Genomic DNA, 15,520 nt, shown 5'->3' on the forward strand with positions numbered 1-15,520 from the left:
TCAGTGCGCCTCGGCCTGCGCCTTCGGCGTCTTCTTCTTGAACATTTCCAGCATGCGTCGGGTGACCAGGAAGCCGCCGAACACGTTGACTGCGGCCAGGGCCACGGCCAGGGTGCCCATGGTCTTGCCCAGGCCGGTTTCGGTCAGCGCGGCGGCCAGCATGGCGCCGACGATGACGATGGCGGAAATGGCGTTGGTCACCGCCATCAGCGGGGTGTGCAGCGCGGGGGTGACGTTCCACACCACGTGGTAGCCGACGTAGATCGCCAGCACGAAGATGATCAGGTTGTAGAGACCGTCGGAGATCGGGTCCATGGTTGTTGTCCTTGTAATTGGAGTCGCTGGGCGGAATCAGGCGGCGTTGCGGCGGACCAGCTGGCCGCCTTCGCACATCAGGCAGGCGGCGACGATGTCGTCTTCGCGGTTGAGGTGGAACTTGCCTTCGCCGTCGATGACCAGCTTGAGGAAGTCCAGCAGGTTGCGTGCGTAAAGCGCCGAGGCATCCGCCGGCACCAGCGCGGCCAGGTTGCTGTGGCCGACCAGGGTCACACCATGGCGCACCACCACCTGATCGGCGACGCTCAGCGGGCAGTTGCCGCCTTGGGCCGCGGCCAGGTCGATGACCACAGAGCCCGGCTTCATCGCGGCGACGGTGGCCTCGTGGAGCAGGGTCGGCGCCTTGCGGCCCGGAATCAGCGCGGTGGTGATGACGATGTCGGCCTGCCTGGCGCGCTCGTGCACCGCCTTGGCCTGACGCTCCATCCACGACGCCGGCATCGGCCGCGCGTAGCCGCCGACGCCCTCGGCGCACTCGCGCTCCTCGTCGGTCTCGAACGGCACGTCGACGAACTTGGCGCCCAGCGACTCGATCTGCTCCTTGACCGCCGGACGCACGTCCGAGGCCTCGATCACCGCACCGAGACGCTTGGCGGTGGCGATCGCCTGCAGGCCGGCGACGCCGGCGCCGAGCACCAGCACGCGGGCGGCCTTCACGGTGCCGGCGGCGGTCATCAGCATCGGCATGAAGCGCGGGTAGTGGTGGGCGGCCAGCAGCACGGCCTTGTAGCCGGCGATGTTGGCCTGCGAGGACAGCACGTCGAGGCTCTGCGCGCGCGAGGTGCGCGGCGCAGCCTCGAGGGCGAAGGCGGTGATGCCGTGTTCGGCCATGCGCGCGATGTTGGCGCTGTCGAACGGGTTTAGCATGCCGACCAGCACGGCGCCGGATTGCATCAGGGCCAGTTCGTCCGGGCTGGGTGCGGCGACCTTGAGCACCAGGGCGGCGCCGAGGGCCGCCGCGGCATCGCCGAGGTGGGCGCCGACGGCGGCGTAGGCATCGTCGGGGATGCTGGCGGCACCGCCGGCACCGCTCTGCACGATGACCTGGTGGCCCTGGGCGATGAGTTTCTTGACCGTTTCCGGCGTGGCAGCCACGCGGGTCTCCCCGGCGTGGGTCTCGAAAGGGATTCCGATCTGCACAGGCAAACCTCCATGGCAATATAACTTTCACCAGCAGCCTGAAGGGTTATTACGTTTATCTATTTTATATATCAGGGATTTCTCCGAAAGGCGCGAAAAAATGGACTCAGCGCGCCCCGAATCACAGATAAACAAATCCCCCACATAGGCCCCAGAGATCCGTCCATATAAGAACGCCCTCAATATGACCTACAATAGTGCTGCCGACTATTTAAAAGCGCCCTGGCACTTCGTTTTGCCAGGGCGCAGGACGGCACACGCAGTTACTCAGCCGACATACCACCGTCCACCGATAGAGTAGTGCCGGTGGTGTAGGAGGAATGGTCGGAAAGCAGCCAGAGCACTGCCGCACTGATCTCATGCGGCCGCCCGATACGATGCATGGGGACTCCGTCATCGTACATGTGCTCATCACCACCAGTGACGCGGTCGAAGCTAGGCGTCTTGATCGGCCCTGGGCAGATCGCGTTGACACGGATGCCACGGGTGGCATAGTCCAGCGCGGCCGCTCGAGTGGCGCCGACAATGCCGTGCTTGGCCGCCACATAGTAGGCGGTCTTGGGCATCGCCTTGAGGCCGAAGATCGAGGCATTGTTGACGATGACACCCCCACCGCTCTGCAGCATCGCGGCCGTCTCGTACTTCATCATGTACAGGATGCCCTTGAGGTTGATGTCGATGACATCGGAAAAATCCTCCACAGGCGTCTCGTGCACATCGTTGAACTCACGCTGCAGGCCGGCATTGTTGAACGCCCCGTCGACCCGGCCGTACTTCTCCATGGCCAGAGCCACTAAGGCCTCGCAGTCGGTTGCCTTAGAAACATCGGTCACACGGAACAAAGCCTGACCACCAGCAGCGACGATTTCCTCGACCAGATCAGCTCCTACCTTGGCGCTGCGGTTACCGATCACTACACGAGCTCCGGCCTTGGCCAGAGCCAGGCTGGCGTCACGACCCATGCCACTGCCGCCCCCAGTTACAATTACCACCTTATCCTGAAGTTCGTAAGACAGATTCATATAGCAAACCTCTCAAGGTAAATAGATATCATGAGCAGGCGAGCACCTTCCGAACCAATTCATCTGGCACTGCCAAACTCATTTCGATTATCGGCAGGAGAAACCCCGTTATCGCTCCGCTGAGTCCTGCGATTATCCCAATAGTGCAGGTTTCAGGATTACGCCCGCCCCAAAACAGGGTGGGGCGATCTGCTTGATCAATCTTCCTGGATCTTGCGTACTTTGTAGCCCGGACGGTGTCCGTCAGCAGTGTCCTTGAGGATCAGGCTGGTATGCTTCAGCGCGCCGCTGACACCCCGCCCCGGCTTGGCGATGCCACGATTCCAGCGCGAGGCCACTTTTCGCCAAGTGATTGGCGAAATATCGGTGGCGACCATCTGCTCGTCATCCCAGCCGGTGCCATCTGCGTAGAAGTTCTCCATTGCCTCGCGGGCATAGATATCGCAGTCGTTGAAGCCGTGTAGACACAATGGCTTGTACACACGCTCGTATCGATGCTTGTGCTGCTCAAGCTCCTCCTGCGTGTTACAAACCCGGACGATGACTTCCCAGTACTCGTGAGTGTCGTCAGTGATCGGGACGAACCATTCGATCTGGGTCATGTGCTCACCCGGCCAGTTCTCCACCGCCACCAGCCCCGGCAGGGTGATCGAGGTGCGATACGGCCTAGCATTCACCCCCGAAACCTTCAGGCCCAGCTCCTTGTTCTCTAGAACCGGTGTCCAGCGGTCGGTAGCCAACCATTGCAACATACCCTTGGGCTCGTTTTCGCCCTCAAGCGCCTCGATGCAATCGTCACCAGTCGGCAGCATTCCAAGCGGCAACACCCATTCCATCGCGTGGACGATGGTGTTGTCCTTGTGGAGCAACAAGTGGCCATTGTCGATGCCGTTCTCGCAGGCAATCCGCCAGTTAGTGTAGCCAGTGCGGTGGATGCCCAGAGCTACGGCGTTTTCGTCGAGCAGACTGGGTACCGCTGGCCATAGGGGGTGCGGATAACGCTCGCTGTTCTCCGGGAAGCGCAGCGGCAGATCGTTGGCCAGCGGCGGAACGTCCTCGTCCGGGAAGTCGTCTTCGCGGACGAAGACGAAGATCATCCCGGCCACCTCATGCACCGGATAGGTGGTGATGCCAGTGGTGCCTATCAGCTTGTCGTCCGGGTTGGCGACGATGGTCGCCAGCTTGCCGCTTTCCAGATCGAAGGTGAAACCGTGGTACCAGCAGGAGATGGTGCTCTTGTTGAAGCACATCGGCTTCTCGGACAGGCGCACGCCGCGGTGCAGGCACTGGTCCTTGAGGGCGAACACCTTGCCGTCGACGCGGCGCAGGACGATCGGGATGCCGCAGATCTGGATGCCCTCGACCTGGTCCTCGGCCAGCTCGTGGGTGAACAGCGCCGGGTACCAGTGGTTGATGAAGCCCCAGGCGGCGTCCTTGTACGGCTGGTACTGGCTCTGGGTCTTGGCGTTGTTGGCGCGGGCATCGCTGATGCCGGTCTTGACTTGGCGGCGACGGATGATCGGCTGGTCGGACATTGGAAACCCCCGGAAGGCTGACTTGGAGAGTGGGTACCGCCCTGTGCGGCACCCTTGATAGTCATCCTAAGAAGCAGGGGGCGGGCTGACGCTCCAATGACCGAGGGGGTTATCCCGGCAGTGCAAAAAAAGCGAACAGCTGGACGTCCGTGTCCGTGCGCTCAGCGCGCGAGGGTTTCCGAGGGGCTTTCGCCGAAGCGGCGCTTGTAGTCGGTGGTGAAATGACCGAGGTGGCTGAAGCCCCAGCGGAAGGCCACCGCGGTGACCGTGGTGCTGCCGGCGCTGCTCTGCTGCAGCTCCTCGTGCACGCGGCGCAGGCGCACCTCCTTCAGGTACAGCATCGGCGAGGTGTTACGGAAGCGCCGAAAACCGGAGAACAGCGAGCGACTGCTGACGCCGACATGCTCGGCCATCTCGACGATGGAGATCGGCTCGTGGGCATGCTCCTCGATGTAGCGCTCGACCCGCTTGACGAATGCCGGGGCGATCGACTGCGCCTGGTCGGCACACAGCTCGCTACTGTAGTTGTTGGACTGACAGGTCAGCAGCGCGGTGACCATCGCCTGCTCGAACTGCGCGGCAAGCAGCGGCGGCAGGCTGCCCTCATCGTGGGACAGGTTGTCGTAGATCCAGCCGACCATGCGCATCCAGCGCTGCCCTTCCGCGGTATCCAGCGGCATGTCCGGCTGGAACTCGACCGGCTTGGCCAGGGTGCGCCCGAGGTGCTGCTGACAGATGCGCTCCAGCAGGCTGCGATCGACGCGCATGATCAGCTTCTCGGTGCCCTTGCGATGGTGGATGCGGCACGGCAGGTGGGCGTTGATCACCGAGGCCTGACTAGGCGTCGAGCAAATCTGCCGGCTGCCGAACTCGATCACTTCCTGGCCTCGAATCGGCATCTGGATCAGCGCAAAATCATCGAACACGCTGGGGTCAATCGTAATGTCGCCGCCAAAGCTCATGCGCCCCACGCCAATGCCACCCAAGCGCCTGTAATATACGCGCATATCGACCTCAAGCTGGCTGCTTTGGCTGTGAAGACGGTTCTCGCAGAAAATGCGTTCGCCCCAGCTGCGCGCTTCTTCTAGATCCTGGGTGTGGCATATCTCGAACTTGGCCAGAACGGCGTCTGGGGGGGGAGCAGTGGGAAAAGCCAGATTTTGCATATTGGTTCAGCCTCTATCTTTATTGTTATAAGGCGCATGGTCGCTATTCATCGTCGGCCTCCTCACTTCAACTCGCTGAACGGGCACGCACGCCGTTCGGAAGTGATTCATCACGAAGCAAACGCCAAGCCAGGTCTGTTGCCTGATCATGCGCGGAGCCTCGAAACTGCCGGGAAAACCACGTAACACAACCGGCAGGATCGTGCTCATCCGTAGTTCAAAGCAAGAAAGAGACCAGCCGTGGCAAACCCTGTTTTTCAGCATGTTTGCTTACAGTTAAGCGTAAAACTCCCTGTTTTTGCCCGGCATTAGATCATTTTGAAATTACGCAACCGCCTGCCCGCGAATTGCGCCCACCATCACGAACAGCATGCGCGCCGGGCTGTTACCAGTGTTACGCCAGGCATGCCGGGTTCCCATCTGCACCACCACGTCGCCTCGGCGCAGCACCCTGGTGCACTCGTCCAGCTCTAGGGTGAGTTCGCCTTCCAGCAGCACGCCGTAGTCGATGGTATCGGAGCGATGGAAGCCGGGGGCGTCGGCCTCGAACAGCTCGCCCAGCCCAGGTAGCCGCTCGCACAGCTCGCGGGCGGCCGCCTGGGGATCGAAGTCCACCGGCATGGCCGAGACGGCGGGCGGAAAGGTGACGCGCATCGCGCAACTGCCGCCCGGCGCCGGCAGTACCGAAGGCGGCGGGCTGGTCGGGTCGACGGGATGTGCGGGAATGGGCCCGGGGGCGGTCTGCCAGATCAGTTCGACGGCAAAGCCGGGAAACTGGCGGAACTCGCCGACGCTGGGCAGCGGGCCGCTGCTGGCGACGATCGAGCGGCCGGCCTGATCGTGGCCAGTGATGATGCGCTGGGATTTCATGGCAATGATGCTCCGTGGTAGCGCAGACGCGGTCCGCTGGCTGACGCCGACGGCCCGCGTCGCCGCAGGGGCTGAAGGTCAGCCGTGGACGATGTGGAAGTTGGTGAAGCCGTTGGCCTGGCTCTGGATGTCCTCGAGCGCTTGGTTGAGCTGCGCCAGCGGGTAGGCACGCTCCTCGAGCAGCGCCAGGTCGAGGATGCCCGACTCGACCATGCGGGCCATCTCGTCGCCATCGGCAGTGGTGAACCACAGCGAGCCGATGTACTGCAGCTGCTGGCACATGAACGGATGAGGATCGATGGGGATCGGCCCGGCCACCCCGCCGATCTGCACGATGCGCCCGCCGCGGCCGACCGCGCCCATGGCGTCCACCGACAGCGCGGCCGGCGCCTTGGCGCCGAGGGTGTCGAGCATGGCGTCGACGCCGTCCGGCAGCAGCTCCAGCACCTGCTCGCGGATCGGCCGCGCGCCGATCGGCACGATCTCGACGCGCCGCGGGTCCAGCTCCTTGAGACGCTCCAGCGCCGCGCGGTCGCGGGCGGCGACCACCACCTTGGCGGCGCCGAAGGCCAGCGCCAGCAGGGTGGCGCCGACGCCGAGGGTGCCGCTGGCGCCGAGGATCAGGATGCTCTGCGCCGGGCGCAGGGCGGCCTTGCGGATCGCCGAGTAGGCGGTGCCGAGATAGCCGAAGCGGGTGGCCTGGGCGCACGACAGGTTGTCCGGCAGGCGCACCAGGTTGGTGGCCGGCGCGGTCATGTACTCGCCGTAACCGGCGTAGGGGTACTTCTCGAAGATCGCCTGCGAGCCGGAGCCGAAGCCGAAGTAGCCGAGGAAGGTGAAGGCCGCGCAACGCGGCGCTTCGCCCTGCTTGCAGTGGCGGCACTCGCCGCAGCCGATGCCGGGATTGACGTAGACGCGGTCGCCGGGCTTGAAGGAGGTGACCGCCGAACCGACCGCGGCCACGGTGCCGGCCGAGTCGAGGCCGAAGATCGCCGGCAGCGCCGGCAGCGGCAGGAACGGATACCACTCGGGGAAGTGGGTGGTGACGTTCTTCAGGTTGGGGATCACCGTGCTGGCTTCGACCGCGACCAGCACGTCGTGGGCGCCAGGCTGCGGGCGCGGTACCTCGTCGAGAACGAATTGCGCACCGATTTCGTGCAGGCGCGCGGCTTTCATGGTCTGCATATTGCTGCTCTCCGCTGGCCGGACGGCTGCTAAGGCCGCCGGACCGCTCTGTATGGAAGGGAGTAGCGGGACCGGCGCGAACCGGCCCCGCCAGGCGTGGCGCTAAATCAGCGGCCAACCCGCTGCAGGGTCTGCAGGGAGAAGTCGCTGGCCTTGGCGTCGAAATTGGTCCTCCACGACTTGGTGTCAATCATCGACAACGTCGCATGGTTGCGTTGGAAGTCGATGACCGCACTGGCAGTAAGCCGGATATCACCACCGTCGGCCATGTTTGAATAAGTATGAAACTCCATGAATTTCCAGAACTCGCCCTTTCGGTTGTAGGCTTCAACGTAATAGAACCGCGGGTACTTCACCTCCATGTACAAAACTTTCTTGCTGTACGGGTGCACCGACGGAGTAGTCGCCTCGATGACGTATACCTCGCGCGGCTCGAAGTTGTTGTTGTTCATGTTCCAGTAGGGCTCAGCGTCATCCATCACCGGATACTTCTCGGCGAAGCTCTTGCCGTCAGGATTCCACAGGCCGGTCTTGCTGTTGGCAACGGCGAGCACCCAGCGCTTGCCGAGCAGCTTGTACTCGGGGTACCAGCACGGCCGTGCATTGAAGCCATCCAGGTCATCCTGCAGTTGGTCGGAGGAGCCGACCGGGTCCATCCAGGCGCCGCCGGACAGCTGACGCACCCGGCGCACGGCGGGAATGTAGGCCCACACGCTGTTGACCTTGTCCGAGTCGTACATCACGGTATAAGTGCCGAGGCCCTTCATGTCAGAGGGCGACTTGAAGTACAGCAGCTGGCGACCACGCTCGCTACCGTCGCCCTCCACCGTCTGCTCGCTGGTCAGGCGGCCCTTCATGGTGTAGCGGCTGAACTCGGCGACCGGCTCGGCGTGCACGCCCTTCTTGCCGTCAATCAGCAGCTGCGTGAACTGCGGCACCTGGGAAACGTCGCCGAGCAACTGGCCGAGATGCCAGTTCCACACCAGCTTCTCCGCGGCCTGTGGGTCATTCATATCGACGTTCGGGAAGGGTGCGCCGGCTCCCCAATTGTCCACCCGGCAGGCTTCCTTGTTGAGCACGGCCTTGCCCTCGTTGGCCTGCGAGGCCTTGACCCAACGCGGATCGAGGGGCACTTCCTGGGATTTGGCCAGCGGCAGCTTCCAGCCGCTGTTGCGGATGCGCCATTCCATCTTCTCGGTGAGCAGGCTGGCGATGCTGTGGCCTTCGAAGGTGTCGTTCTTGACCTGGTCGAGGTTGGCGGCGGAAATCACCGTGCCGGCCGGCAGTTCGGCAGCGGCGGCGAGGCCGGACAGGCTGCCGGCCGCGGCGAGGAGACCGACCGTCAGGGTGTGGCGCAGGGGGAAGCGGAGTGCGTTCATGGGGGTCTCTCCGATGGGGATCAGAACAGGTAGGTCAGGCTGGTGTACAGCTGATCGCGGTTGTTGAAGTAGTCGAACAGCGTGGCGTTGTCGCAGGAGGCCGCCTGCGGGAAGCCGCATTTGTCGCCGTCGCGCGCATCACTGCCCCAGAAGGCGTCGTACTCGACCTTCCAGCGCAGCTTGCTGGACAGTTCGAAGGTGACCGAGGGCACGACGAAGCCGCCACCGTTGCTGAGGTCGGTGCCGACCACCAGGTTCGGACGGATGCGCCCGCTGTTGTAGCTGAGGTCGAAGATCGCGGTGGCGAGCACCGAGTGCTCCTGGACCTGGCCGCCCCAGCCGACGCTGTAGAGCAGCGCGTCGTCCTCGTCGTAGTTCTGCACCCACTTGTCGAACAGCTGCACCGAGAAGAACATCGGCTTCTCGGTGCCCAGCCAGTCCTGGGTGGCGGCGATGTTCTTGTCCATGCGCAGCATCAGCGCGACCACGTCCTTGGTGGTGTAGCCGTCGAAGCCGGGGGCTACGGCCTGGCTGATCAGGGTCGGCGGCGACTGCAGGATCTGGTAAGGCGCGTCCTTGATGTAGGCCACCTCGGTACTGAACACCGCGTCCGCCCACCCGGAGTAGCGGCTGGCGGTGAAGCCGAAGATGTCGACCATCGGGTAGATGATCTCGCCAGCCGGACCGCGGGTCTGATCGGTACCCTTGGTCTCCGCCCCGGACGGCACGCCTGGCATGCCGAACAATGCCAGGTTGTTGGAGGCATTGAGGATCGGCGACGGGTAGAAGGTCTTCAGGTAGGAGAACGAGTAGTTGGTGTCGCCGTACAGGCCGCTCCAGCGGATGCCACCAGTGACGTCGCGGTAGTCACCCTCGTCGTTCTCGAAGTTGTACGGGTCGATATTGCGGAAGTCGACGCCAGCGGTAGGATGGCTCGACCAGCGTCCGCCGTAGATGTCCAGCTCGGTGCCGATATCCTCCTTGCGGTCCCAACCCGGACGCACGAACACCTCCAGACCGCCGTCCAGCTCCGGCACGTCGATGTTCATCTTGGCGATGATGTTGGCCTTGCGCAGTTCCTCGTTGGCCGGCTCGAGGAAGCTGCGCCAGGTGTTGTCGAAACCGTGCACCAGGTCGTTAGCGGCGAAGAAGTCGGTCTCGCCCCAGGCGATCTGCTGCTTGCCGAGGCGGAACTGCAGGCGCTCACCGACCGGGAAGTCGACGTACAGCTCGCGGATCTCTTCATCGTTGTAGAGATCCATGATGTCGCCCTGGCCGTCGGCCTCGCGGTAGTTGTTGGCGCCCATCTCCTCGAGGTGTTCGAGGAAGTTGGTCTTCACCTCACGGGAGGCGCGCAGCTTGGCCACTACCGTCAGCGCGTCGGTGGCCTGCCACTCCAGATTGAGGCGCGCGGTGCTGCGCGCCATCGACAGCTTGCCCTTGTCGTCGTAGCCCGGGGTGTCCTCCCAGTTCTTCATGTTCCAGGACATTTCCTGGCGCAGGTAGCCGTCGTACTTGAAGCGGTCTTCGGCAAGGGTGGTCGAAGCGACCGTCGCCAGTGCGATCGCCAGCGCGAGCTTGTCCAGAGGGGTGCGCTGGAGCGCACCCACGATGCCGTGCTTGTTCATGTGTTATCCCCAGAGTGGTTGGCAGCGAGGAACCGATGGTTTCTTGTTTTTGTTATCCCGTCTCAGGCCGGCTGGAACGGGGCGGGTTGGACACTGGTCGCCGACTCCTGCGCGCGCTCACCGAAGATGAAGCGCGGGCGGGTGACATAGATCAGTGCGGGCATGACGAACAGCGCGGAGAACGCCGACACGCTCAGCCAGATGGCCATCAGCAGGCCCATCTCGGCCTGGAAGCGCAGCGAGGAAACCCACCACAGCAGGGTGGCGAGGATCAGCACGCTGGCGGTGACGATGACCCCCATGCCCGAGCTGTGCAGGGCTTGGCGGATGGCGTGTTCGGGGCTGCTGCCGATGGCGATCTCTTCCTTGATGCGGTCGGCGATGTAGAAGGCGTAGTCCACCCCCAGGCCGATACCGAGCGCTGCCACCGGCACGGTGTTGATGTTCATGCCGATGCCCTTCCAGGTCATGAAGGCGAAGGTCAGCATGTTGGAGATGATCACCGGAACCATGAACAGCATGCCGGCGACGCTGGAGCGGTAGACGATGGTGCACAGCACGGCGAGCACCAGCAGGGCCAGGGCGATCGCCTCGATCTGGCTGGACAGGATGATCTCGTTGACCGCGGCCATCACGCCGATCAGGCCGCCAGCCAGGTGCCACTGGCCCTCGCTCAGCGGATGGTTGGCGATGAACTCCTTGATGCGCGCCACAGCGGTGCGAATGGTCTCGCCCTGGCGGTCGCGGAACATCAGGGTGACCGAGCCGTTGGCGTACTGCTCGTCGGCGAAGCGCGAGATGTCGCCCGGCTCGGACACCGAGTCGAGCATGGCCATCAGGCTGCCGTTGAGGCTGCCGCTGTCGCCCAGCTCCAGGTAGCGCGGGTTGCCCTCGCGCAGGCTGGCGTTGACCTGCGGCAGCACGTCGGCGATCGACACCGAGCCACCGACCTCCGGCTGTGCCTCGATGAAGCGCTGGAAGCTGTTCATCGCCTGCAGGGCTTCGTTGCCCTTGATCAGGTCGGGACGGCTGTCGTCGCCGAGCACCACGAACATGCGGTCGACACCCTCGAAGCGCGCGTTGATCGCCGCCGAGTCCTGGTTGTACTGCGCCTCGGGCCAGAGGATCGGCGAGCCGGGGTTGGCGTCGCCGATCTTCAGGTTCAGCGAGTACAGGCCGGCACTAACCACCACCACCAGGCTGACGCCGAGCACCGCGTAGCGGGCCCGCGACAGGCTGACCGCCACGGCCAGGTCGAGCACCTTGCGCAGCGCCGGCAGGCAGTCGAGCGGGTGTGCCATGCCGTGCGGCTTGCGGATGAACGACAGCAGCACCGGGGTGAGGATCACCGCACTGACGGTCAGGGTCGACACCCAGACCACCGACAGCACGGTGAGCTTCTGCAGCATCGGGATCGGGCTCAGCGCCACCACCGCCATGCACGCGGCGTCGGCGATCACCCCCAGCATGCCGGGGCGGAACAGGTCGGCCAGGGCGATGCGCGCGGCGATCCGCGAGGTGTCGCTGCCCGGCGGCAGCAGCTCGATCTCGTCGTCGAAGCGGTTGACGATCTGCACCGAGTGCGACACCGCCCGCGAGGTGATCAGCATGGCCACCACGATCACCAGCGGCTCGAAGTGGATGCCCAGCAGGCGGCAGATGCCCAGCGCCCAGACCGCGCTGACCACGCCGGCCAGCAGCGGCAGGAACAACCCGCGCCAGGTGCGCAGCAGGACGAACAGCATGAACAGGGTCACCGCCAGGGCGGCCATGACCAGCTGGATGGTTTCCGGCAGGTAGTGGTTGACCCAGCCGTAGAGGATCGGGTCGCCGACCACGCGGATCTTCACGCTACCGTCGTCGACCTTGGCGATCAGCGCGCGCACCTCGTGGAACACCTTGCTGTAGTCGACCTGCTGGTCGATGAAGTCGACGGTGATCAGGGTGGCCTGCAGGTCCTTGGACACATAGGGACCGTAGACCATCGGGTTGCGCAGCACCGAGCGCTTCAGCTCGGCCATCGCCTCAGCGTCGGCCGGCAGGTCGGGCCACATCAGCGGGCGACTCTCGATGCCCGCGGTGGAGGCGCGCACTTCCTTGAGCTTCTTCGAGGCCAGCGAGGTGATCTGGTACTGGTTGACCGCCGAGACCTCGCGCAGGCCCAGGGTGACAGTACGTACCTTGTCCAGCACGGCGGTCTGGAAGATGTCGCCCTCCTCCACCTCGAACATGATGGTGACCATGTTCGAGCCGCCGAAGGTGTCCTTGAACTTCTCGTGGGTCTGCACGTACTCGTGGCGCGAAGGCAGCATGTCCTCGAACACCGTGCGCACCTCGATGCGCAGCGCGAACCAGCTGAGGATCAGGGTCAGGAACAGGAGGATGCCGGTCACCCAGACGCGGCGACGGATGCAGAATTCGGCTATGCGTTCGATCATGGTCGTATCTCGCAGAAGAGGGGCCTGGACAGGCGGTTCAGGGATTCACGGGCGACCACTGCCGGCCGTCCCAGCGGCCGACGTCGGCGCCGGCCAGCCAGATGCTCGAACCGACCGGTAGTGCGCGGGTGTGCCAGCCCAGGTTGCGTTCGTCGAGGGTGCCGGTCTGCCAGTACCAGGCCGCGCTGCTGCTGACCCAGCGGCGCGGCTCGCCGCTGCTCACCCAGCGGCCCAGCGCGCCGCTGGCGAACCAGCGGCTCTTGCCGGCGTCCCAGAGCACGTCGAACAGGTGGTCCTTGATGCCCAGGTCGACGCTGTCCCACTGCCGGCCGCCGTCGCGGGTGACCAGCAGGGCGCCTTCCAGGCCGACCGCCACGCCGTTCAGCGCGTCGCGGAACTGCACCGACATCAGCGAGGCCGGCACCGGGCTGGCGATCTCCTCCCAGCTCTGCCCCTGATCGTCGCTGAGCAGGATGCGGCCGAACTCGCCGACCACCAGCAGGCGGCCGCCGTCGAGGATGGCGACGTCGTTCCAGGCCACGTCCTCCTCCTCGCGCAGGCGCTGCCAGCTGTGGCCATGGTCGCGGCTGACCAGCAGCGCGCCCATTTCGCCGCTGGCGATGGCCAGGCCGCCCGGCGCGACGCGTACCCGGTTGAGCTTGTTGGCGACCTCCGAGCGCGGCACGTCCTGCGCCGCCTGCCAGCTCTGGCCGGCATCGGCGCTGTGCAGGATCACCCCGTCGTTGCCGACCGCCACCGCATGCTGGGCATCCCACACGGCGATGTCCTGCAGGGTGCGCTGGGTCGGGGTGGCCAGACGGCTGACCTTGCCGTCCTGGGCGATGGCGAGGATCTTGCCGCTGGAGCCGCTGACCCAGACATCGCCGGCTGGCGACAGAGCCAGACCGTAGAAGTGGTCGCGGCGCTCGAGCAGCGGCGGCGTCACGGTGGCGCCCACCGGCTGCGGTTTGATGAACAGGCCGGCCCACAGCAGGCCACCGATGATCGCCCAGGGCAGCACCGCCATGAGCAGCTTGACGCCCCGCTGGGCGACTCCCGGACGGGACACCGCCTGGGATGAGGCTTGATCGATATTGATGAGTGTTGACATGGGTCAAGTCCGCTAGATTGACGTCGACCCCACTCTATGTCCGCCCCGGTACCCCCACTATCCAGCCACCGCGCTGCTTGTCCCTTGGGCGCACATTAATGTGCATTCGTGCACTGCCCGGATAACCGGGTGCGCAGACAAAAAAAGGCCGAAGCCCCGCTGCGGGTCTTCGGCCCAAATCTCCCCCCATGGCGCCGGGAGCACCTGCCTGCCTCAGTAATACGATTTGATCAGCGCAATCCCCTTGCCCAGCACCTCGCGCCAGGCGCGCAGCTCATCGGCGCCAGCCTCCCGATCATGCTCCGCGACCGTCTGCAACAGTGCTTCCAGCCACAAGTCGTAGAGCTCCGGGCGGATGTCGAAGCCTTCTCGCGAGTGGCTATGCCCCAGATCCCGCAACTTGGAGTCGGACATCCCCCGCGCATGGAGCACCAGGTTGAGGATGCCCGCACGCAGCAGATGCTTCTGCGCCACCATGTCGGTAGCGGTGAACTTGTCGCGAATGATCGGCGAGCTGGCGAGAAAGCGCTGGTAGAACGAGTCGAAGAAGCCTGGACTGGCGCAGCAGCGCCCGTAGCTTTGCATCACTCTATTGGTCGGCATCACGACTCTTCCTCATGTTCGGCGGGCCGTCGATCGAGGCCCGCCATTGCGCAGCCAGTGGGGTTCAGCGCATCCCCTTGCCGGCGGCCAGCAGATCCAGCGCCACATCGACGATCATGTCTTCCTGGCCGCCGACCATGCGGCGCTTGCCCAGTTCGACGAGGATATCCAGGGTCTTCAGACCGTACTTCTCGGCAGCCACTTCGGCGTGGCGCAGGAAGCTCGAGTACACGCCGGCGTAGCCGAGGCCGAGGGTCTCGCGGTCGACGCGTACCGGACGGTCCTGCAGCGGACGCACCAGGTCGTCGGCGGCGTCCATCAGGCGATAGAGGTCGGTGCCATGGTTCCAGCCCATGCGCTCGGCGGCGGCGATGAACACCTCCAGCGGCGCGTTGCCGGCGCCGGCGCCCATGCCGGCCAGCGAGGCGTCGATGCGGTCGCAGCCCTCTTCCACCGCAGTGATCGAGTTGGCCACGCCGAGCGACAGGTTGTGGTGGGCGTGCATGCCGGTCTGAGTGGCCGGATCGAGCACCGCCTTGAAGGCGCGCATGCGGTCGCGGATGTCCTGCATGTTCATCGCGCCACCGGAGTCGGCCATGTAGATGCACTGGGCGCCGTAGCTCTCCATCAGCTTGCCCTGCGCCGCCAACTGCTCGGCGGGAATCATGTGGCTCATCATCAGGAAGCCGACGGTATCCATACCGAGCGAGCGCGCGTATTCGATGTGCTGCTTGGACACGTCCGCTTCGGTGCAGTGGGTGGCGATGCGCACGCTGCGGGCGCCGGCGTCGTAGGCGGCCTTGAGATCGTGCACCGTGCCGATGCCGGGCAGCAGCAGCACGGTGATCTTGGCCTGCTTGATCACGTCGGCGGCGGCCTCGATCCACTCCAGGTCGGTGTGGGCGCCGAAGCCGTAGTTGAACGAGGAGCCCTGCAAGCCGTCACCATGGGTGACTTCGATGGCGTCGACTTTCGCCTCGTCCAGCGCACGGGCGATGTCCTGCACGTTCTGCAGCGAGTACTGGTGGCGCACCGCGTGGCTGCCGTCGCGCAGGGTCACGTCGGAGATGTACAGCTTCTTGCTCGGGTCGAAGGTCATGGCGCGTC

General features: G+C 64.7%; 13 protein-coding genes. All 13 read right to left on the reverse strand.

Going from position 1 to position 15,520, the window contains the following annotated elements; genetic code table 11:
- Nucleotides 1-315: an NAD(P) transhydrogenase subunit alpha gene (locus tag E5198_RS03775; protein WP_136488683.1), complete on the reverse strand. Its 315-nt coding sequence runs from the start codon at nucleotides 313-315 to the stop codon at nucleotides 1-3.
- 36 nt (nucleotides 316-351) lie between these two features.
- Entirely contained in the window at nucleotides 352-1,476 is a 1,125-nt protein-coding gene (locus tag E5198_RS03780) for a Re/Si-specific NAD(P)(+) transhydrogenase subunit alpha (RefSeq protein WP_136488684.1), read from the reverse strand.
- A gap of 263 nt (nucleotides 1,477-1,739) precedes the next feature.
- The gene (locus E5198_RS03785) at nucleotides 1,740-2,498 is read right to left on the reverse strand and encodes an SDR family NAD(P)-dependent oxidoreductase (protein WP_136488685.1); all 759 of its coding nucleotides are present in this window, start codon (nucleotides 2,496-2,498) and stop codon (nucleotides 1,740-1,742) included.
- Nucleotides 2,499-2,695: 197 nt separating this feature from the next.
- A complete protein-coding gene (locus E5198_RS03790; RefSeq protein WP_136488686.1) occupies nucleotides 2,696-4,033 on the reverse strand; it encodes a Rieske 2Fe-2S domain-containing protein in 1,338 nt (445 codons plus the stop codon).
- A gap of 161 nt (nucleotides 4,034-4,194) precedes the next feature.
- A complete protein-coding gene (locus tag E5198_RS03795; RefSeq protein WP_136488687.1) occupies nucleotides 4,195-5,199 on the reverse strand; it encodes an AraC family transcriptional regulator in 1,005 nt (334 codons plus the stop codon).
- A gap of 324 nt (nucleotides 5,200-5,523) precedes the next feature.
- Nucleotides 5,524-6,069 (reverse strand): cupin domain-containing protein, encoded by a 546-nt coding sequence (locus tag E5198_RS03800; RefSeq protein ID WP_136488688.1) that lies wholly within the window; start codon nucleotides 6,067-6,069, stop codon nucleotides 5,524-5,526.
- 78 nt (nucleotides 6,070-6,147) lie between these two features.
- Nucleotides 6,148-7,254, reverse strand: coding sequence for an alcohol dehydrogenase catalytic domain-containing protein (locus tag E5198_RS03805; RefSeq protein WP_136488689.1), 1,107 nt, complete (start codon nucleotides 7,252-7,254; stop codon nucleotides 6,148-6,150).
- A 107-nt stretch (nucleotides 7,255-7,361) separates the two neighbouring features.
- The gene (locus E5198_RS03810; protein ID WP_136488690.1) at nucleotides 7,362-8,633 is read right to left on the reverse strand and encodes a DUF1329 domain-containing protein; all 1,272 of its coding nucleotides are present in this window, start codon (nucleotides 8,631-8,633) and stop codon (nucleotides 7,362-7,364) included.
- 20 nt (nucleotides 8,634-8,653) lie between these two features.
- Nucleotides 8,654-10,261 carry a DUF1302 family protein gene (locus tag E5198_RS03815; RefSeq protein WP_136488691.1) on the reverse strand — a complete coding sequence of 536 codons (1,608 nt, stop codon included), beginning with the start codon at nucleotides 10,259-10,261 and terminating at the stop codon, nucleotides 8,654-8,656.
- A gap of 62 nt (nucleotides 10,262-10,323) precedes the next feature.
- Complete coding sequence (locus E5198_RS03820; RefSeq protein ID WP_136488692.1) at nucleotides 10,324-12,699, reverse strand: RND family transporter; 2,376 nt, start codon at nucleotides 12,697-12,699, stop codon at nucleotides 10,324-10,326.
- Nucleotides 12,700-12,736: 37 nt separating this feature from the next.
- Nucleotides 12,737-13,810: a YCF48-related protein gene (locus E5198_RS03825; protein WP_136488693.1), complete on the reverse strand. Its 1,074-nt coding sequence runs from the start codon at nucleotides 13,808-13,810 to the stop codon at nucleotides 12,737-12,739.
- 213 nt (nucleotides 13,811-14,023) lie between these two features.
- Nucleotides 14,024-14,413 (reverse strand): globin, encoded by a 390-nt coding sequence (locus E5198_RS03830; protein WP_372239864.1) that lies wholly within the window; start codon nucleotides 14,411-14,413, stop codon nucleotides 14,024-14,026.
- 64 nt (nucleotides 14,414-14,477) lie between these two features.
- The gene (gene dmpG, locus E5198_RS03835; RefSeq protein WP_136488695.1) at nucleotides 14,478-15,512 is read right to left on the reverse strand and encodes a 4-hydroxy-2-oxovalerate aldolase; all 1,035 of its coding nucleotides are present in this window, start codon (nucleotides 15,510-15,512) and stop codon (nucleotides 14,478-14,480) included.
- Between the last annotated feature and the right edge of the window lie 8 nt (nucleotides 15,513-15,520).

This window comes from Pseudomonas sp. A-1 (genome assembly GCF_004801855.1).
Classification (GTDB): Bacteria; Pseudomonadota; Gammaproteobacteria; order Pseudomonadales; family Pseudomonadaceae; genus Geopseudomonas.

What these genes read in the sequence shown, in the direction of transcription:
- E5198_RS03790 (WP_136488686.1), bottom strand. Translation starts at nt 4,033, where the DNA reads ATGTCCGACCAGCCGATCATCCGTCGCCGCCAAGTCAAGACCGGCATC.
- E5198_RS03805 (WP_136488689.1), bottom strand. Translation starts at nt 7,254, where the DNA reads ATGCAGACCATGAAAGCCGCGCGCCTGCACGAAATCGGTGCGCAATTC.
- E5198_RS03795 (WP_136488687.1), bottom strand. Translation starts at nt 5,199, where the DNA reads ATGCAAAATCTGGCTTTTCCCACTGCTCCCCCCCCAGACGCCGTTCTG.
- E5198_RS03800 (WP_136488688.1), bottom strand. Translation starts at nt 6,069, where the DNA reads ATGAAATCCCAGCGCATCATCACTGGCCACGATCAGGCCGGCCGCTCG.
- E5198_RS03830 (WP_372239864.1), bottom strand. Translation starts at nt 14,413, where the DNA reads ATGCCGACCAATAGAGTGATGCAAAGCTACGGGCGCTGCTGCGCCAGT.
- E5198_RS03815 (WP_136488691.1), bottom strand. Translation starts at nt 10,261, where the DNA reads ATGAACAAGCACGGCATCGTGGGTGCGCTCCAGCGCACCCCTCTGGAC.
- E5198_RS03785 (WP_136488685.1), bottom strand. Translation starts at nt 2,498, where the DNA reads ATGAATCTGTCTTACGAACTTCAGGATAAGGTGGTAATTGTAACTGGG.
- E5198_RS03810 (WP_136488690.1), bottom strand. Translation starts at nt 8,633, where the DNA reads ATGAACGCACTCCGCTTCCCCCTGCGCCACACCCTGACGGTCGGTCTC.
- E5198_RS03825 (WP_136488693.1), bottom strand. Translation starts at nt 13,810, where the DNA reads ATGTCAACACTCATCAATATCGATCAAGCCTCATCCCAGGCGGTGTCC.
- dmpG (WP_136488695.1), bottom strand. Translation starts at nt 15,512, where the DNA reads ATGACCTTCGACCCGAGCAAGAAGCTGTACATCTCCGACGTGACCCTG.
- E5198_RS03820 (WP_136488692.1), bottom strand. Translation starts at nt 12,699, where the DNA reads ATGATCGAACGCATAGCCGAATTCTGCATCCGTCGCCGCGTCTGGGTG.
- E5198_RS03775 (WP_136488683.1), bottom strand. Translation starts at nt 315, where the DNA reads ATGGACCCGATCTCCGACGGTCTCTACAACCTGATCATCTTCGTGCTG.